Here is a 19,182-nt window from a genome sequence, read left to right as displayed (position 1 = left end):
CATACGCTCATAAATACACTTCAATTAATAGCCTGGTTTGGGATAACTTTACCGATCTTTGCGCCACGCATCGGCCGTCAGCGCTTCGCCAAAGTGGCTGGCAATCAGGCGCTTAGTCAAATCGTGGAGCGGGGAGGCGAGAACATCGGCTGTACTACCGCGTTCCACAACTTCACCCTGGTGTAACACCATCACCTGGTCGCTGATATGTTTCATCATGCCAATGTGCTGAGTCACGTAGATGTAGGCAATTCCCTGTTTTTCCTGCAATTCCAGCATCAGATTAATGAGCTGCGAACGCATTGACATATCAAGTGACGCCAGCGCTTCATCGGCAATAATGACTTTCGGACGCAAAATTAATGCGCGGGCCAAACCCAAACGCTGCTTTTGCCCTGGGGCGAGCATGTGGGGGTAATAACTGGCGTGGTCGGGTAGCAACCCGACCATTCTGAGAGTCTCGATAATCTGCTTATGGCGCGCTTCCGGCTCAAGGTTAGTATTCAGGCGCAGTGGGAAATCAAGAATCTGCGAAATGCGTTGGCGAGGATTCAGCGAAGTACTGGGATCCTGGAAAATCATACGAATATGCTGGCTACGGTAGGTATAGTCGCCGTAATGCAGCAAATGGTCGTCAATCAACACTTCACCTGTCGTTGGCTCAATCATTCCTGCGAGCATTTTTGCCAGCGTGGATTTACCTGAGCCATTTTCGCCAATGATTGCCAGCGTTTGCTTTTCACGCAAAGTGAAACTCAATGGTTTTACCGCGTCAACGTGCTGACGACGGAACAGACCAGTTCGGTAACGAAACGTTTTACTTAAATTGCGGACTTCGAGCAGCGTTTCGACCATTACTGACTCTCCATATTCAGCGGGAAGTGGCAGGCATAAAGATGTGTTTTTGCCCCGGTCAGGCGTGGCGTTTCGATACACTCACGTTGTGCATAAGGGCAACGTGGCCCGAGCCGGCAGCCCATCGGCAAGTGTTCCAGTAACGGGATAGCGCCGGGCATGGTATTCAGGCGGCTTTTATGCGGCATTGAGCTGCCAAAGTCAGGGATCGCCCGGATAAGCGCCTGAGTATAAGGGTGATGCGGCGTGGCAATCAGCTCTTCACTGGTTGCGCTTTCCACGGTTTGCCCACAGTACATCACGTTAATTTTATCCGCCCACTGGCTCAACATCTGCAAGTCGTGGCTTATCAGCAAAATCGTCGTGTTGTTGTACTGATTCAAACGTGTCAGTAATTTGAAAATCTGCAATTGCGTGGTGGGTTCCATGGCATTTGTTGGCTCATCGGCAATCAACAAACGCGGCTGGTTTGCCAGCGCAATGGCAATCATGACTTTCTGGCATTCACCGTCCGTCAGTTCGTAGGGATAACTGCGCATCGCATCTTTGTGATCTTTAATCCCGACGCGATGCAACAGTTCGATGGCGCGACGTTTACGCCAGCCAAAACGCTTCCACCAGCGACCCTTAAAGGTCCAGCCTGGGATATTTTGCATCAGCTGGCGACCCACACGCTCTGAGGGATCAAGGCAAGATTGGGGTTCCTGGAAGATCATCGAAACGTTATGGCCAACCAGACGTCGGCGCTCTCGTCCGCTCAGCCGTAATAAATCAATATCATCAAAACGCATACGGTCTGCCGTGACGCGCCAGTTGTCCTTTGTGACACCGCAAATGGCTTTTGCAATCAGGCTCTTGCCCGAGCCTGATTCACCCACCAGGCCGCGAATTTCCCCTTCGTTGAGGGTCATACTGACGCGGTCGACGGCTTTGACCCAACCTTCGGAGGTCATAAACTCGATGGTCAGATTTCGGATATCAAGTAATGGCATTTATTGCACCCCCGCATTTATTGCGCGGCGTAGTCCGTCGCCCAGCAGGTTGACCAGAAGTACACTTACCATGATAGCCCCTCCGGGCAACATGACGGTCCACGGAGCCACATAAATCAGCTCCAGTGCATCACCCAGCATTGCGCCCCATTCCGGCGACGGAAGCTGTGCACCCAAATCGAGAAAACCTAGCGCAGCAATATCCAGAATGGCCATCGACAACGCACGGGTGATTTCTGTAATCAGAATGGCGGCGGTATTAGGCATCACCGCGAACCACAGAATATTAAGCGTTGATGCGCCATCCAGACGAGCGGCAACCACGTAATCTTTTTCCAGCTCGTCATGTACGGCGCTATAGACTGAACGTACCATGCGCGGCAGCAGCGCCAGCCAGACTGCAAACATGGCGTGAACCAGATGTGGGCCGACAAACGCCACCACAATGATTGCCAGCAATAGGGTAGGAATCGACAGCAATGTATCGAGAATGTGGTTCATCACCGCAGAGCGCAGCCCATGAGTAGAACCAGCAAAAACACCCAAAACAATGCCGAATACAGCGGCAGCCAACGTCACAACAAACGCGCCACCGACCGTCGGCGCGGCACCGCTTAATAAACGGCTTAATACATCGCGCCCAAGGTCATCAGTTCCCAGGAAGAACGACACGTCGCCATAGCGCGACCAGGACGGCGGTAACAACTGATAACCGAGGAATTGCTGGTCGATGCCATAAGGTGCAAAAACGCTACCGAATACACACAACAGCACCAGCGCCCCACAGCCATACAGGCCAATCATCGCTGTGGTGTCGCCGTAAAATTTTCGCCAGGTCAGTCGCAGTGTGCTCGGCGGGCGTTTCTCGCGATAGACGCTATCGTAAGGCATACCATTCCTTATGTGTCAGTGGGTTAGCCATAGCACCCAAAATATCGGAGATAACATTCACGATGATAACCAATGAACCGATGACCATCACGCCAGCAGAGATGGCCGTGTAGTCTTGTTGACGGATGGCGTTGATAAGCCAGCGCCCAAGCCCCGGCCAGCTGAACACCACTTCGGTGATCATTGCCAGCGTTAGCATGGTTGAAAATTGTAAGCCGAGGCGGGGGATAACCGGTGGCAGCGCATTGTGTAATACGTGTCGATGCAGGATTGTCAGGCGCGATAATCCGCGAGTGGCGGCCGCTTTAATGTAATTTTGGTCGAATACGTCAATGGTGCTGATGCGCATTAAACGCACCACCTCGGTGGTGGGGGCGACTGCAAGCGTCACGACCGGCAAAATCATATGGCGGATGGCACTCATAATCATCTCGTCGCGATATGGCGAGTCCGACAACCAGGCGTCAACTAATGCAAAACCGGTGACAGACTTCACTTCATAGAGTAAATCGAAACGTCCTGATACTGGCAGCCAGCCTAACGTCAGTGAGAAAAACATCGTCAGTAATAGTGCAAACCAGAATACGGGAATCGAAAAGCCAACCAGAGCCAGCGCACTGATCAGCCTGTCCTGCCATTTGTTGTGCATGATGCCAGCCAGCATCCCCACCGGAATACCGATGAGCAAAGCCAGGCCGAAAGCGAGCAAACAGAGCTCCATCGTCGCCGGGAAAACCAGGCTCAACTGTTCGTTAATCGACTGACCATTAATGCTCGATACGCCAAAGTCCCAGTCCAGAATACTTTCAAACCAGAACACCCACGCGTTCCACAGCGACGCGCCTTGTAATGGTGCGTGCGGGGTAAAGTAGTTGAGGCTAAAGCCAATAAGTGTCAGAAAAAACAGCGTCACCAGCAGCAGCAGCAGGCGGCGCAGGGTATAGATGATCATGGTTTTTTCACCTCAACATTTTCACGGGATACGCCCGCAAACGATGCGTTACCAAACGGACTTAGCACCAGGCCTTTAATGTCGTAGCGATAGGCTTGCAGGCGCAGCGATGATGCCAGCGGTAATACCGGCAACTGTTGGGCGAGAATATCCTGCGCTTCACGATAAGCCTCAATACGTGACGCCAGTTCTTGAGAAGACAGCGCTTTTTGCAGGACTTCATCAAATTTAGGATCACACCAGCGAGCATAGTTGGTCTGTGAACGAATCGCCGCGCAACTTAGCATTGGGCGGAAGAAGCTATCCGGGTCGTTACTGTCAGTCGCCCAACCTGCCAGCGTGAGATCGTGGTTCATGTCCATCAAACGCGCTTCCTGGAAGCGGCCTTCGACTGGCACGATAATGACTTTCACGCCAATTTGCGCCATATCTGCCTGAATAAGCTCTGCGGTTTTCAACGGACTCGGGTTCCATGCCTGTGAACTGGTTGGCACCCACAAGCGCAATTCCAGATTGTTAAGCCCCAGAGCTTTTAACTGCTGACGAGCTTTGGCGGGATTGTATTCGGTGATTTTGGAATCGCTGTCATAAGCCCATGATGCACGGGGCAAAATAGACGCAGCAGTTTCAGCAGTGCCGTAATAAATAGATTGCATCAGACGCTGGTTATTAATCGCCAGCGCCAGCGCATGGCGCACTTCAGGATTATTCAATGGCGCTTTATTGGTATTGAAAGCCAGATAAGCAATGTTCATGCCTGGACGTAAAGTCAGACGCAAACGCGGGTCATCACGCAATATGGTCAACTGACTGGCGGCAGGATAGGCGAGAACATCACATTCCCCGGTGATCAGTTTAGATAAACGTCCTGTGCCCCCAGAACCCAAGTCCAACACTACCTGCGGCATTAATGGTACACCGCGCCAGAACTTAGGGTGACGAGCCAGGCGAATATATTGTCCGGAACGAAATTCGCTCACCTGGAATGGCCCGGTGCCAACAGGTTCGCGATCCATCATCTCTTTTCGATCGGCTTTGGTCAGTTGCGCTGCGTATTCCGCAGACATGACGGATGCGTAATGAGTCGCCATGTGCCACAGGAACGACGCATCAGGTTTCTCAAGGCGGAACTCAACGGTATTGTTATCCAGTTTACGGATGCTTTTTACCGCGTCTGGGAACTGGAGGCTGTCAAAATAAGGGTAGTTACCCCCATTGACGTTGTGCCATGGGTGGTCGCGATTAAAAACACGCTGGAAACTGAATACCACATCATCGGCATTGAGTGCGCGAGTGGGTTTAAACCACGGAGTGGTCTGGAACTGCACGTTTGGGCGTAAATGGAAGCGGTAAGTGGCACCGTTATCCAGCACTTCCCAGCTTTCTGCTAACTCGGACACCAGGCGGTAAGTATATGGATCGACATCCAATAATCGATCATATAACTGTGCGGCAAGGGTGTCGACAGTCAAACCACCGCTCGCCATCTGCGGATTAAAGGTATTGACCTGACCGCTGACACAATAAACAAATCCGCTGTTACGGATATCTGCTGGTTTTTGGACAGGTGTTTCAGCTGGCGGTGCAGCAAAAGCTACGCCACTCAGGCAGCTCACTGCCAGTAACAGGGAAGATACAATTGCGCGCATAAGTTTTTGAGTTTTCACGGGTGATAGCCAAAGTGTATCGTACTCTTGAGGGCTTCCCAAAATATGTCAGGCTATTTTGCTTTTTTTATAATCAATGCCGGTAAAAAAGGCCGGGCGATGTTGTTTTTTACAGCGTTTTGATGGCAAAGCTGCTCCTTATTCAGGTTGAACAACGTCGTGCTTTTTAAGCAGTGCACGTAATTGATGGTAAGTCAGCCCCAGTAAATCGGCGGCCTTGCGCTGGTTATATTTCGCCTGTTGTAAGCTTTTTTCCAGTAACTCCTTTTCCTGCTGATTTTGCCAACCACGCAAATCCATCGGTAATGTGGGTAGTGTTTCATCGTGATACAGCACAGCAATCGACTGCCGCGCAAACGGATCGAGGGTCACTTCATCAACGGGCTCATCGCTGGTACCGTGGCGATACATCGAACGCTCTACCACATTTTTTAATTCCCGAATATTGCCAGGCCAGCCGTAATTAAGCAGCGTTTGCTGTGCTTGCTCAGTAAACCCCGGGAATAGGGGAAGCTGTAACTCTCGGCACATTTGAATGGCAAAATGCTCGGCCATTAACATGATATCGGGCTGGCGCTCGCGCAGCGGGGGCAGTTTGACCACATCAAAGGCAAGGCGATCAAGTAAATCGGCGCGGAATTTACCCTCTTCGGCAAGTTTAGGCAGATCAGCATTAGTGGCACAAACCAGCCGTACATTGACTTGCAACGGTTGGCTACCGCCGACACGCTCCAGTTCGCCATACTCCACTACGCGCAGCAATTTTTCCTGCACCATCATCGGCGCGGTCGCCAGTTCATCCAGAAACAACGTGCCGCCATCGGCTCGTTCAAAACGTCCCGGATGGCGTTTTTGCGCGCCGGTAAAAGCGCCAGCTTCATGTCCAAAAAGCTCAGAGTCGAGCAAGTTATCATTCAGCGCGGCGCAGTTAAGTGAAATAAACGGCCCTTGCCAACGACGCGACAGGAAGTGTAGACGGTTAGCAATTAGCTCTTTGCCGGTGCCGCGTTCGCCAATCACTAACACCGGTTTTTCCAGCGGAGCCAGACGGGAGACTTGCTCCAGTACTTCAAGGAAACTGTTTGCCTCGCCGATCAGGTTATCTTTGCTATCTGCCATGATTAAATTAACCAATAGTTAGTGAATTTAACCACTATATACGTTGTGGGTAGCGAGTCAAATTTAATCATTTCTATTAAAATCAATAAAATAAAAAGTTGGCACATCACTTGCAATATTCATTTCGTGCAGGGTGCCAGGCACCTGAAATAATGACTAAAGAGGATTGAATTATGGGTATTTTTTCTCGTTTTGCCGACATCGTGAATGCCAACATCAACTCGCTGCTTGAGAAAGCAGAAGATCCGCAGAAGCTAGTACGCCTGATGATTCAGGAAATGGAAGATACATTGGTTGAAGTGCGTTCCACTTCTGCGCGTGCGCTGGCCGAAAAGAAACAGCTCTCCCGTCGTGTAGAACAAGCGACGGCACAGCAAGCTGAATGGCAGGAAAAAGCGGAACTGGCGCTGCGTAAAGATAAAGAAGATCTGGCGCGTGCGGCATTAATTGAAAAGCAAAAAATGACCGACATGATTGCTACCCTGGAAGATGAAGTAGTACATGTTGATGAAACACTGGCGCGTATGAAAAAAGAGATCGGTGAGCTTGAGAACAAACTCAGCGAAACCCGCGCGCGCCAGCAGGCACTCACACTGCGTCATCAGGCCGCTTCTTCTTCCCGTGATGTTCGTCGCCAGTTAGACAGTGGAAAGATCGACGAAGCAATGGCCCGTTTTGAATCCTTTGAGCGCCGAATCGACCAAATGGAATCAGAAGCGGAAAGCCACAGCTTTGGCAAACAGAAAAACCTCGACTCACAGTTTGCTGAACTGAAAGCTGACGACGAAATCAGCGAACAACTGGCGGCGCTGAAAGCTAAAATGAACAACCAGGATCGTGGGTAATTAACTGACTGCGGCGTCGGGAAACGGCGCCACAGTCAAGGCTGACTTGTAAGGAGTACACATGAGCGCGCTTTTTATTGCCATCCCATTAACGATTTTTGTGTTGTTCGTCGCTCCCATTTGGCTGTGGCTGCACTACAACAACCGTGCCGAAAATGGCGGGCAACTTTCTCAGGGCGAACAACAGCGGTTGGCGCAACTGACTGATGAAGCACGACGTATGGGTGAGCGCATTCAGACGCTGGAACAGATCCTTGATGCTGAACATCCGAACTGGAGAGATAAATAATGGTGAAATCAATTTCCGGTCGCAAACTGTGGCGCATCCCAGAAAAAGGGATGGTGAAAGGGGTGTGCGCGGGTATCGCACAATACCTTGATGTGCCAGTGAAGCTGGTACGCCTGATTACTGTTTTGGCGATGGTATTTGGCCTGTTCTTCTTTGTTTTGGTGGCCTACATCGCATTGACCTTTATCCTTGACCCAATGCCTGCGGGGGCTTCGCAAGAAAAGCCGCAACCGACCAACCGAGATTTGCTCGACGAAGTCGACGCCCAACTGGCGGCGGGCGAGCAGCGTTTGCGTTCCATGGAACGCTATATAACCTCTGATACCTTCACGTTACGTAGCCGTTTCCGCCAGCTTTAACTCGGTTTCTCCCTCTCCTGTGGGAGAGGGCCGGGGTGAGGGCATATGGCTGACTATTTCCCCCAGGAGGACACATGTCCAAATTCCAGACGGCTGCCAATAAGGCAAAACCAGGCCTGAAAATTATCGGTAAACTCGTGTTTCTGGCCGCTCTGCGTTATGGCCCTGCGGGCGTCGCGGGATGGGCGATAAAATCCGTAGCACGTCGTCCGTTGGAAATGCTGCTGGTGCTAACACTTGAGCCGATGCTTGCTCGTCTGTTGCGCAAGGTTTCGGCTCGCTTTAATGGTACATCCCCGCTTTAAATCCTCACCCTTGCGGGAAGATAGCTAATCTTCCCGCAGCGTTTTCTCGTCACATTTTAATTTCCCAGCCTCACAACTTTTGTCATGAAACGGTTCACAGGAAAACTTTGTCGATTATATTGCGTGAAATAATCCATAGCCTGTGGTTATACTGTGTAACTCATTAATACATATCGATAGCTAGATTTATGGATAATTTCTCGGGCTAAAAGGATTTTGCCAGACGGGTTTTGTAAGATTTCAACTATAATAAAATGGCTTGTTAAAATAATCACAGCTTTTGGAGTTTACCAAAATAAGCTGCGGATTTTTTTATTTTAAAATCAATGAGCGAAGTATCGACATAATAGGATTGGCTCCATCGTTTGTGCTAATCCCTCACCATAAAAGCGAGTCAATATGTCGCGTTTTTTATAAAGCATTCGGTTGTCAACAATAAGGTCATGCTATGTCCCAACGCAACTATCTTACTACCGATGAAGTTCAACGCCTGCTTGATTCGGCCAAACAAGGTTTGAATCCCGAACGTAATCGCTGCATGGTAGCCATGTGTTATCTTCACGGATTCCGCATCAGCGAACTGTTAAAACTGCGGCTGTCAGATATTGATTTACCGACACGGACGCTCAATATTCACCGTCTGAAGAATGGTTTTTCAACCATTCATCCTATGATTCCTTGTGAGGTGAGCCTGCTTGAGTTATGGCTTAACACCCGCCAGAACTGGGCCTCGCTGGATGATGATTCACTGTTTATTTCACGAAATGGTAAACCTCTTTCACGTCAACAGGGTTACAACATTATCAATGCGCTGGGGAAAAGAGCAGGACTGCCGTTATGTTCACATCCTCACATGTTGCGCCATGCCTGTGGGTTCGCCATGGCAGACAACGGGATTGATACACGCTTAATACAGGACTATCTGGGGCATCGTAACATCCGCCACACGGTACGTTATACCGCCAGCAATGCGGCGCGTTTTGAGGGGATTTGGAAAGAGAAAAATATGCGCAGAAACAAGCTATTAGTTCTTTCCTGATAAATATCACCCATGTGCCAGTAGCCTATCAATGGAGCGGTGCCCCATGCTTTCTGGCGCATTCTTGCCTGTGTGAAATAACCAGTAATAACCTCTTTTTTCGAAAAATACATCTCCTGACTTTAATTTATACTTAGTGACTATTCTAACAAAGGCCCATTTGTACATTACTTAATAATGGTAATTAGTGCGGCTGAAGAAAAAGCCATGCAATTAAAAAGTGCAATTTATAGCTAATTATTTTAATCATGATTATAAGCTTAGAAAATTATCTGAGTGATTGGGCTGGGCAAATAAAATAATGTGGTTTTATTGGTTTCATTCAGGCGTGATTAATTTCCGCGATATTCTCTGTGTGAATAATATACGGTGGGTTGAGGGTGGTTTCTTGTGCATTTACCTGGTGGTTGAAAACTGAAAAGTAGACAATTAGTTCCAATTTGACAAGTCCGCTCAATAACGAAACTAGAATCTAGCATTTACATTAAAATAACAATGGAGGTTTTTATTTATTTTTAAATAATAATGTATTGGAAATTTTTTGACTATAACGATAAGTCACAAGACCTCTTCATGATATTACTCCAGGCATTTCTCACCCTCAATTTTCCGTGTCTTATTTGTCACCACGTGAAGAATTAAAAATCACAAACAAAATTAAAATCAGTTTATTTGACTGCTTTTTCGTGCATTTCTGGACTCTTGGGCTGGACTTGTCAAATTGGAACTAATTGTCAATCCCAACTCGGCCTGAAGGTAAGAATTACCCTGCCTGGAAGGCAAAAAATAACAAAAGAATCCACATCGCTCTGCCTTGCTATGAACACCGGCAAGTTGACTTCACTCGTTCCGTTTTTAACGAGCCGGTGTTCGGGTGAGCGATAACGAATGTTATTCATTATTAATCAAGGAATTGAGAAATGAGCTTTAAAACAACCTTCACAACATTAACGAGTGCAGTAGCTTTGTCCCTGGTGGCTTTCAGTGCTCAGGCTGCCAATGGTGGCGAAGGTGTTGTGAACTTCACCGGGTCCGTAATCAATGCAGCTTGTAGCATTGCGCCTGAATCAGCAGACCAGACCATAGACTTTGGTCAGATTTCCAAAACGCATCTTGCGTCCGGCGGCATCTCGGAACTGCGTGATATTGACATCCTGTTGACAAATTGTGACCCAACAAGCCTGGTCGACAAAACCGTAACCGTCACATTCAACGGTGCAGCAATTCCTGCCGCACCAACAGAATTGGGCACAACCGGTAATACCGGCACTGCAATCATCATTAACTCCCCAGCGAGTGGCGATGTGGTATTTGGCCAGCCGGGTAACCCACAGATTATCGGTGATGGCAATAACACCCTCCGTTACGCCAGCTGGGTAAAAATGGCGACTGGTGGCGTCGTTGCTGAAGGTGACTTCACCGCGGTGACCAACTTTACCCTCGCTTATCAGTAAAATTTTTCGGGGCAGCCCTTCGGGGTTGTCCCGTTTTTGTTAGCCACGCGAAGGAGGCGGAATGCTCAGGGAATATCTCTGCGGGCTGACACTGCTGATAGTGCTGTCGGAAGGGGCATTGGCAACATCAACTTCGACCCAGTCATCCAGTCAGAACGCGCCAGAATACCAGGGGCCAGAAGGTGTTTGGTGGCATGGAAGCGCTAATTTTGGCGGTCAGATTATCGCTCCAGCTTGCACGCTTGGTATGGAAGATGTTTGGCAAGTCATTGAGATGGGAACCACGCGCATGAAAGACATGCAGGCGAGTATTCCCGGACCTGAGAAAATTTTTTACCTCGGGCTAGAGAATTGTGAGCTGACCAGTGAGGACGATGTAAAACCGGATGCCGTACTGCCGGACTCCCAAGTGCGTGTCACCTTTGACGGCTTGCGTGGACATTCCCCGGATAGATTTGGCGTGTTGGGGCAAGCTCGAGGCGTGGAATTACAAATCCTCGATAGTCAGGGAAACCGGGCGTTTGCCGGTAAGGCGATGCCGCCTCAATTATTAAAAGGCAGTGAACAGCGGCTTCAGTACGCTCTGCGGTTGATACGCAATGGCGAGCCCCTGCGGGGTGGTGATTACTACGCAGTGGTACGTCTGAAGGTGGATTACGAGTAATGACTTTCTGTGGCCGAGTTCGTTTCGCCGATACATTTTCCTTATCTCAATAAGGAGGAAGAGGTTCACGGGGTTTTGGCTCATCAATAGATTATTTGCGATGACAACATGTTAACTAATCGAAAACTCACAGCCTATTTATCCTGTTGCCCGATTGCGCCGGTGCTGTTGATGTTAACCATTCGCGATGCCGAGGCTGTCGAATTTAACACGGACGTCCTGGATGCCTCCGACCGTCAGAATATCAATGTTAGCCGCTTCTCTCAGGCAGGCTATGTCATGCCCGGCCAGTATCAATTACAGGTGGTCATCAACGGACAATCAATGAGTTCGTCCACTCTTCCGGTGACGTTTGCTGAGCTGAAAAAAACCGTCGAGGAAGGGGATAAGAAAAGTTTGCCTCAGGCCTGCCTGACGCGCGAAATAGTGGCACAAATGGGATTAACGGAGACCTCACAAGGTAAGTTGCTCTGGATACCCTTTGGCGAAACCGAATGCGCGGATTTTAGCCAGCTACCAGGGGTTGAAATACAGGCAGATCTGTCCGATGGAACGCTACTCATCAATATGCCACAAGCCTGGCTTGAATATTCCGATGCAACCTGGTTGCCACCTTCACGTTGGGACAATGGTATTCCAGGCTTGATGCTGGATTACAACCTTAACGCCACGGTCACCCAACCACAGGAACGGGAAGAATCGCGAAATTTTAGCTTCAACGGTACAACAGGAGCCAACTTTGGCCCCTGGCGTCTTCGCGCGGACTACCAGGGAAACATTACCCAGGTTGATGGTGAGAGCGATGACAATCAGTTTGACTGGAATCGCGTGTACCTGTATCGCGCCATCCCGAAGCTACAAGCGAACCTGACGTTAGGCGAAAATTACATAAGCTCCGATATTTTCAGCGCCTGGAACTACACCGGCGTGAGTCTGGAAAGTGATGATCGCATGTTGCCACCTAAATTACGTGGCTATGCTCCGCAGGTTTCAGGGGTGGCAGAAACCAATGCGCGCGTAGTCATATCGCAGCAGGGGCGCATTTTATATGACGCCACGGTACCTGCTGGGCCATTTACGATTCAGGATCTGGATAGCTCGATTCGTGGGCGACTGGATGTCGAAGTCATCGAACAAAACGGCCAGAAGAAAACCTTCCAGGTGGATACCGCCTACGTTCCGTATCTGACCCGTCCAGGACAAGTGCGATACAAACTGATTAGCGGGAAGTCACGCACCAACGGGCATGATTTGGAAGGGCCGTTCTTTGTCAGTGGCGAAGCCTCATGGGGTATCAACAACAGTTGGTCTTTATATGGTGGCGGCATCATAAGTGGTAATGATTATAACGCCTTAGCTATCGGTTTGGGTCGTGATATGAACGCCTTAGGCACACTATCAACCGACCTTACCCAGTCGATTGCCAATTTTGATGACGAGCACGGCACCATGAAAGGGAAATCCTGGCGGATGAGTTATTCCAAACGCTTTGATGAGGCTAACGCAGACATTAACTTTGCCGGTTACCGTTTCTCCGAAAACGATTACATGAGCATGCAGCAATATCTGGATGCCCGATATCGTGATGATTTCACTGGCCGTGAAAAGCAACTCTATACCGCCACGCTGAACAAAAGCCTTGGGGAAAATGGCCGGACCTCTGTGGGGTTACAACTTAGCCACCAGACTTATTGGGATGACACTAAACAGTCCAACTATTACACGCTAAGTATCAACCACTACATGGACATCGGCGATTTTCGTGGCATATCGATGAGCCTGTCGGCCTCCCGATCGCGTTATTACGATGAGGACAATGACTCACTCTATTTCCGCATCTCGATCCCGACGGGCGGCGGCGGAACAGCCAGTTATAACCTCAACACCACGGAAGGGCGCGTGAGCCAGACTGCCGGGTACAGCAACTCGCTCAATAAGGGCCTGGATAACTACAGCATTAATGCGGGTGTGAACACCGGGGGCGGCGAATCGACGGACGGACAGTTCAATGGCTACTACAGCCATACGGGAACGCGGGCCAACCTTTCAACCAACCTTGCGTGGGTGAGCAACGATTACACCTCGCTCGGTCTGAACCTTTCAGGCGGGGCGACGCTTACCGCGAAAGGTGCCGCTCTGCATGCGGGTGGGACGAACGGCGGAACGCGTCTGTTGGTTGACACCGAAGGGGTTGCCGGTGTGCCAGTTAATGGCGGAAGGGTAACCACCAACCGTTGGGGAACCGGGGTCGTCACTGGGATGAGTAGCTATTACCGCAATACCACCAGCATTGATTTGAACAAACTCCCGGAAGACATGGAAGCAACTCGCTCCGTGGTGGAATCCGTACTGACTGAAGGGGCTATTGGTTACCGGGAATTCGGGGTGTTGAAGGGTGCGAAACTGTTTGCGGTGGTGAAAAGAAAAGACGGTACGGTGCCGCCATTTGGCGCAAGCGTCACCAATACCAAAGGGACCGAAGTTGGAATGGTCAGTGACGAAGGTCTGGTTTGGCTCAGCGGTGTGGCGTTAGGCGAAACACTGCAAGTCGGTTGGGACGGTCAGCAGCAGTGCAGTATTGCATTGCCAGAAACTGTGCCACCTGAACAGCAACTTTTATTGCCATGTCAGAACGAAAAGGCCTGACAAATCTATCAATAACACACCGCTTTACCCGCGGTGGCGGTAACCCGAATTAACACAGTAAGGAAGATCAGATTGTGAACACGATGATGAAAACAACAGCGGTAGTGGGTTTATGTTTGAGTACCTTGTCTGGCGCTCACGCTGCCATCTCGCTGGACCGAACGCGGGTCATTTTTAATGGCGGCGATAAGTCGATGACATTGAATATTGCTAATGACAACAAACAATTACCATATCTGGCGCAGGCGTGGTTAGAAGATGCCAAACAAACCAAAATTACCACCGGGCCGATAGTCGTTACGCCACCAGTCCAGCGCCTTGAGCCTGGGGTAAAAAGCCTGCTGCGTTTATCCACCACTCCGGATATCGCTAAGCTGCCACAGGATCGTGAATCGCTGTTTTACTTCAATTTGCGGGAAATTCCGCCACGTAGTGAAAAAGCTAACTCGCTACAAATCGCCCTACAGACACGTGTGAAGTTGTTCTACCGCCCGGCATCAATCAAAACTAAACCTAATGCGGTGTGGCAGGACAAACTGGTGCTCACCAAAGAAAGCGGTGGCTACCGCATAGAAAACCCGACGCCCTATTTCATCACGGTGATTGGCATTGGTGAAGGGGCCAAACAAACTCAGGTCGGAAAGTTCGAAGCGGTCATGCTGGCACCTAAGTCATCGCAAAGTGTGAAAGCGGGTAACTACAACGCGCCGGTTCTGACTTATATCAACGATTACGGTGGCCGCCCGTCCTTGACGTTCCAGTGCAGCAGCAACCGCTGTACTGCGGTGGAAACGGATAAGTAATTATCAACCAGGAGAGCGGGGAATGAAGCCAAACACGCTGATAATTATGGGGCTGACACTGATATCTGCGGTGTCGATAAGCAGTGCGGCGCGGGCAGCCGAAGTTCAGTCCCAAAAAATAATTTTCATCCCTGATGAATCTAATCATCAGCAAGTGAATGAGCGTAATGGTCAGGTGGGTTTTCTGGCTGTCAGCGGAACACTAGTCACCTCTCCCTGTACTCTGAAAACCCAGGAAACCTCATGGACTCCGGTTGTCGGCGGGGTCGTCCCGGTGAATTTGACACTGACAGGTTGTGGTGAAGGTGGCGTGACTAGTGAAGACAATGCGGCACCCATCCATGTTATCCGCAGTGCATTGTTGAAGGATTCGGTTGATGGCGAAGAGCCGATGTATCCAGAACTTCAACTGCCAGAAGAAGCGGTGGCATTGCGATCCGGAGATAACCAACTGACCTATAAATTGAGCCAGCACATGCTGTTGCAGGGTGCGCTGCTGCGCCTGAGTCTGGAGTATGAATGATCAATATCAATAAGTTGTCGGTGCTGTTCGGGCTGGGTTTTATATTTTCGACGCCAATCCTGGCTGAAACGCCTATGGAATTCAAAGGGGTATTGTGGGAATCCCCGTGTGAACTGGCGCCAGAAAGCCAGGGGCAAACTGTGCTATTTGGCGACCGGCCGCTCAAGGATTTTCAATACCCACCAGGACGCAGCCCGGAGGAGAATTTTTCCATTCAGCTGAATAACTGCACCACTACCACGCTCTATAGCGTGGTCAAACTGACGTTTGATGGCGTCCGGGAAACCAACATGGGAAGCCAGTCAGATTACTGGTTACGCATGGGAACCGGGCCGAATGTCGGAAAACTGGCGGTGGGAATACTGGACGTTGACGGGACTTCACCACTGAAGCTCGGTGAGCCGCATAACCAGGGGGCGGGTACTCAGTTAGACAGCAGCACCATCGTGCTGAACTTTAAAGCGGTGGTACAAGCCACACCGGACGCTCTGGCAGACCAGAGTGTCGTTGCTGGCGATTACAGTGCGCAGGCCAATTTTGTGCTGAATTATGAGTGAGGTGATGGTGATGAAAACCAGGCAAATCGCATCTGCGCTGCTGTTGGCAGGAATACTATTCAGCGCAACGACGGCAAGAGCAAACATTAATATCACCATCACCAGCGAAATCTACATCCCGCCTTGCGTGGTTAACGGCGACAGTCTGATTACCGTGGATTTTGGCGATATGGACGCCCAAAAGGTGGATGGCCAGGCCTACGCCAAATCCATCACCGTGCCCGTCAGCTGTACCTATTACAGCGGAGCCGTGTATGTCAGGGTAACCGGTTCGCAGCTAACCGGCGCGCCTACTAATGTGCTGAAAACGGATGCTACCGGAGGCAATGCCGACATCCTCGGCGTGGCATTGTACCAGGGGAACGGAGTGAACAGCAGTTTCCCTTTAACACTGGGCGGTGGCAGTAACGGCTATGGTTATCCACTCACCCAAGGCTGGACGGGCAATGGCACCGCCAGCAGCCAATTCACTCTGACCGCGATGCCGTACAAGCAAGGAGGCAGTCTGGAAGCGGGTGCCTTCAGTGCCACGGCGACGATGAGCATCAGTTATCTGTAGGAGAAAAGCCCGTGAAAAATGTAAGCAGCAGGGGGCGATCGTTAGTCAGTTTTCGACTAATGCTTTGGCGCATCGTCGTCTTGATTATCGGTATCACTGGTACTGCTCAAGCTATTGCCGAAGAGTGCGACATGATTGGCGTGAGAGGGATGTGGTGGAAAGGAACGTCCACTTATGGCGTAAACGTTAACATTCAAAGCCAGGAATGGCTGGGCAACGCATCCGGTCAGGGGCGATACCGTGTGAGTCTAAATATCACCATGGATCAGGGTGTTAAATATTACATGTCATCGCCAAATAACAGCAATTGGAGTTCGAATATCCTACCGGCGGATGGAATCGTCCCTTTTGAACAGACAAACTGTATGGAAGGATATAGCACTTTCGCACGCGCCCAGGATCTTAGCGTGGGTGGTGGAGTATTGAAAATTTACCTGGCAGATGTTGGGGCGGAGAGTGGATCACAAGAAATGAGGCTCATTTCTGAGAACGATCCCGGCGCCGTAAGAACCATCGAAACAATACACCTGTATAAAGGTGATTATATGGTTGGGATTGCAAACAATGGAGATTTTCAAACCACAAAATCCATTGATGTATTAGTTGATGCGTTAAATATTCAGCCGGGAAATTACTCCGTGAGCATTCCAATAAATCTTGCCGGGACAAGTACCTGGTTTATGTCAGGTGCCAATAATTGGTGGACATCAAACCCAGCAGGAACACCTGATTACAAAGAAAGTGTTTATTTACCACTCGATATTCGTATTGACGACACCGGCGAACCTGGCAACCCAGATGTTATTTGTTCTTTGTCCACAACAGATATCACTTTGTCCCACGGGAATATTTTATACAACAATGCGCAAGGTAACATCAAACAGGAGTCATTTTCTATTACCTGTGATGGTGAAACCACTGCAGATATTATGCTTCAGGGCAACAATAACACTCAGGACTCCTATACAGAGGTCAACATGGGACCTGGTCCAGGTTTAATCAGTCAACTGTCTGTGTCGTTAGATCAAACAACCTGGTCCAGGACATTGGCGGGTACGGTATTAATAAATGGCGCCTCCACTTTTTATTTGCAATCTAATTTACAGGCCGGTTCTGATCTCCTCCCTGGTTCCTATACGGGTTCAGCTGTAGCTATTGTAAATATCATTTAGTTATTTTCATCTATTCACTTAACAGTCTGTTGTTTGCCAGAATCGCGCATTCACGGAGTTTGTATTTCAGGAGATAAAAGCGTGATCATCGCAGGTAGAAAATCGTCCTCCAGCCCCTATAAATGTATGAAGTTATGGCGTTTAATGCTCCTCATTATTGGAATGGGCAGTGCGGTTCAAGCGACAGCGGGCGAATGCAATCTGGTTGATGCGACAGGCACCTGGTGGAAGGGAACCTCTGATGATTTTGGGGTGTATGTGAATATAGAAAGACAAGAATGGATGGGTAACACAGCCGGCCAGGGAAAATATCGGGTAACATTAAATATTAGTATGGACCAAGGTGCTAAATATTATGATAACTCGCTGAATAATTTTAACTGGGCACCAAATAGTCTTCCGCCCGGTGTCCTTCCCGATTATCAATCAAATTGTATGGAAGGGCATATTGTTGAAGGGCGTACACAGGATGTGAGCGTCGGTGGTGGGACCCTGAAAACCTATTTATCTCCGGAAGGCGGCGGCAGCGGAACACAAGAGATGAGGATTGTGAATGAAACCGATCCCGGTGCAGTGAGAATCATTGAAACCATACGCTCTTATCAGGGTTCATATATGATTGGGGTGACGAGTAATGGTAATTTTCAAATAACCAAAACAATTGATGTGTTAATTGATGCACTGAATATCCAGCCGGGTAATTACACCGTTAGCATTCCAATACTACTCGCGGGCACAAGTACCTGGTTTATGTCGGGTGCCAATAATTGGTGGACGACAAACCCAGCAGGAACACCTGAGTACAAACAAACGATTTATTTACCGCTCGATATCCGCATTGATGATACCGGCGAACCTGGTAACCCAGATGTTATTTGTTCTTTATCATCAACAGATATTACCTTGTCACATGGCAATGTTTTATATAACAACGCACACAGAAATATAAAACAAGAGTCATTTGCTATCACCTGTGATGGTGAAACCACCGTGGATATTACTCTCCAGGGTATGGATAACACTCATGATCCCTATACGGTGGTTAATATGGGGCCAGGTCCGGGTTTAAGCAGTTATCTGTCTGTATCGTTAAATCAAACCGATTGGGCAAGAACATTAACCGGGGCTGCATTAGTCAATGGGGCAACCACTTTTTATTTACAATCTGAGTTACAAGCCGGTTCTGATTTACTACCCGGTTCCTATACCGGTTCTGCGGTGGCAATCGTCAATATCTTGTAATCAGGCCAGGCCAGATGTGGACGCGGTCGGCGAATCGAAACTCGCTCAGGCCGCCCACAGAAAATGTTGCTGGCAGTGCGCTTAAACCAGTTCTGTTCATTCTGGAACCGAACTGGGGCTTCTTGTACCGTTACCTTCCTGCTTTTTCATTTTAATTTGCGTTACCTCACAATTATTAACCTTCAGCTTTCCTCGCGTTGACAGAAAAATAAAGCGGGAGTAGTCTCGCTTCTCGTGGTACCGCTCCCA

At 49.4% G+C, this 19,182-nt stretch carries 20 protein-coding genes; 14 read left to right on the top strand and 6 right to left on the bottom strand.

Translation table 11 applies throughout. The annotated features are described in order from the left end of the window. Window positions 1-48 precede the first annotated feature (48 nt). The 6 genes from sapF to pspF form a co-directional block, all read right to left on the bottom strand. On the bottom strand, window positions 49-855 hold the full coding sequence (gene sapF, locus D8682_RS03610) for a putrescine export ABC transporter ATP-binding protein SapF (protein ID WP_064546407.1): 807 nt from the start codon (window positions 853-855) through the stop codon (window positions 49-51). Further along, window positions 855-1,847, bottom strand: a complete 993-nt coding sequence (gene sapD, locus D8682_RS03605) for a putrescine export ABC transporter ATP-binding protein SapD (protein WP_064546409.1) — start codon at window positions 1,845-1,847, stop codon at window positions 855-857. The genes sapF and sapD overlap by 1 nt, the downstream gene beginning before the upstream one ends. Next, window positions 1,848-2,738 (bottom strand): putrescine export ABC transporter permease SapC, encoded by an 891-nt coding sequence (gene sapC, locus D8682_RS03600; RefSeq protein ID WP_064546411.1) that lies wholly within the window; start codon window positions 2,736-2,738, stop codon window positions 1,848-1,850. It lies immediately after the preceding gene. Continuing rightward, a complete protein-coding gene (sapB, locus tag D8682_RS03595; RefSeq protein WP_064546413.1) occupies window positions 2,725-3,690 on the bottom strand; it encodes a putrescine export ABC transporter permease SapB in 966 nt (321 codons plus the stop codon). Before sapB ends, sapC begins: the two co-directional genes overlap by 14 nt. Continuing rightward, the gene (gene sapA / locus D8682_RS03590) at window positions 3,687-5,339 is read right to left on the bottom strand and encodes an ABC transporter substrate-binding protein SapA (RefSeq protein ID WP_064546414.1); all 1,653 of its coding nucleotides are present in this window, start codon (window positions 5,337-5,339) and stop codon (window positions 3,687-3,689) included. The genes sapB and sapA overlap by 4 nt, the downstream gene beginning before the upstream one ends. 156 nt (window positions 5,340-5,495) lie before the next feature. After that, the gene (gene pspF / locus D8682_RS03585; RefSeq protein WP_121813551.1) at window positions 5,496-6,476 is read right to left on the bottom strand and encodes a phage shock protein operon transcriptional activator; all 981 of its coding nucleotides are present in this window, start codon (window positions 6,474-6,476) and stop codon (window positions 5,496-5,498) included. 173 nt (window positions 6,477-6,649) lie between these two features. Between pspF and pspA the strand changes: the two genes are divergently transcribed. The 14 genes from pspA (at window position 6,650) to D8682_RS03515 (ending at window position 18,933) form a co-directional block, all read left to right on the top strand. Beyond that, on the top strand, window positions 6,650-7,321 hold the full coding sequence (gene pspA / locus D8682_RS03580; protein WP_064546418.1) for a phage shock protein PspA: 672 nt from the start codon (window positions 6,650-6,652) through the stop codon (window positions 7,319-7,321). Between the two features lie 61 nt (window positions 7,322-7,382). After that, the gene (gene pspB / locus D8682_RS03575) at window positions 7,383-7,610 is read left to right on the top strand and encodes an envelope stress response membrane protein PspB (protein WP_064546420.1); all 228 of its coding nucleotides are present in this window, start codon (window positions 7,383-7,385) and stop codon (window positions 7,608-7,610) included. After that, entirely contained in the window at window positions 7,610-7,969 is a 360-nt protein-coding gene (pspC, locus tag D8682_RS03570; protein ID WP_064546422.1) for an envelope stress response membrane protein PspC, read from the top strand. The genes pspB and pspC overlap by 1 nt, the downstream gene beginning before the upstream one ends. Before the next feature lie 74 nt (window positions 7,970-8,043). Further along, window positions 8,044-8,274, top strand: a complete 231-nt coding sequence (gene pspD / locus D8682_RS03565) for a phage shock protein PspD (RefSeq protein ID WP_121813550.1) — start codon at window positions 8,044-8,046, stop codon at window positions 8,272-8,274. A gap of 448 nt (window positions 8,275-8,722) precedes the next feature. Further along, window positions 8,723-9,313 (top strand): tyrosine-type DNA invertase, encoded by a 591-nt coding sequence (locus D8682_RS03560; protein WP_064546426.1) that lies wholly within the window; start codon window positions 8,723-8,725, stop codon window positions 9,311-9,313. Window positions 9,314-10,233: 920 nt separating this feature from the next. Next, window positions 10,234-10,767: a fimbrial protein gene (locus D8682_RS03555; protein ID WP_064546428.1), complete on the top strand. Its 534-nt coding sequence runs from the start codon at window positions 10,234-10,236 to the stop codon at window positions 10,765-10,767. Window positions 10,768-10,828: 61 nt separating this feature from the next. Beyond that, entirely contained in the window at window positions 10,829-11,431 is a 603-nt protein-coding gene (locus D8682_RS03550) for a fimbrial protein (protein ID WP_157092949.1), read from the top strand. A 171-nt stretch (window positions 11,432-11,602) separates the two neighbouring features. Then, on the top strand, window positions 11,603-14,077 hold the full coding sequence (locus D8682_RS03545) for a fimbria/pilus outer membrane usher protein (RefSeq protein ID WP_121813549.1): 2,475 nt from the start codon (window positions 11,603-11,605) through the stop codon (window positions 14,075-14,077). A gap of 83 nt (window positions 14,078-14,160) precedes the next feature. Then, entirely contained in the window at window positions 14,161-14,880 is a 720-nt protein-coding gene (locus D8682_RS03540) for a molecular chaperone (protein WP_121815626.1), read from the top strand. A 22-nt stretch (window positions 14,881-14,902) separates the two neighbouring features. After that, the gene (locus tag D8682_RS03535) at window positions 14,903-15,403 is read left to right on the top strand and encodes a pilus-assembly fibrillin subunit (protein WP_064546434.1); all 501 of its coding nucleotides are present in this window, start codon (window positions 14,903-14,905) and stop codon (window positions 15,401-15,403) included. Next, entirely contained in the window at window positions 15,400-15,960 is a 561-nt protein-coding gene (locus tag D8682_RS03530; protein WP_083963368.1) for a fimbrial protein, read from the top strand. Before D8682_RS03535 ends, D8682_RS03530 begins: the two co-directional genes overlap by 4 nt. Window positions 15,961-15,970: 10 nt before the next feature. Beyond that, a complete protein-coding gene (locus D8682_RS03525) occupies window positions 15,971-16,519 on the top strand; it encodes a fimbrial protein (RefSeq protein ID WP_121815625.1) in 549 nt (182 codons plus the stop codon). Window positions 16,520-16,530: 11 nt separating this feature from the next. After that, window positions 16,531-17,691, top strand: coding sequence for a PapG chaperone-binding domain-containing protein (locus D8682_RS03520; RefSeq protein ID WP_162302977.1), 1,161 nt, complete (start codon window positions 16,531-16,533; stop codon window positions 17,689-17,691). Between the two features lie 81 nt (window positions 17,692-17,772). Next, window positions 17,773-18,933 carry a PapG chaperone-binding domain-containing protein gene (locus tag D8682_RS03515; protein ID WP_162302976.1) on the top strand — a complete coding sequence of 387 codons (1,161 nt, stop codon included), beginning with the start codon at window positions 17,773-17,775 and terminating at the stop codon, window positions 18,931-18,933. Window positions 18,934-19,182: the final 249 nt, after the last annotated feature.

Origin of the sequence: Buttiauxella sp. 3AFRM03 (genome assembly GCF_003675305.1) — a bacterium.
Taxonomy (GTDB): Bacteria; Pseudomonadota; Gammaproteobacteria; order Enterobacterales; family Enterobacteriaceae; genus Buttiauxella; species Buttiauxella ferragutiae.
The sequence above is the reverse complement of the archived record's forward strand: the minus strand, read 5'-3'. Positions and strand labels throughout refer to the sequence as shown.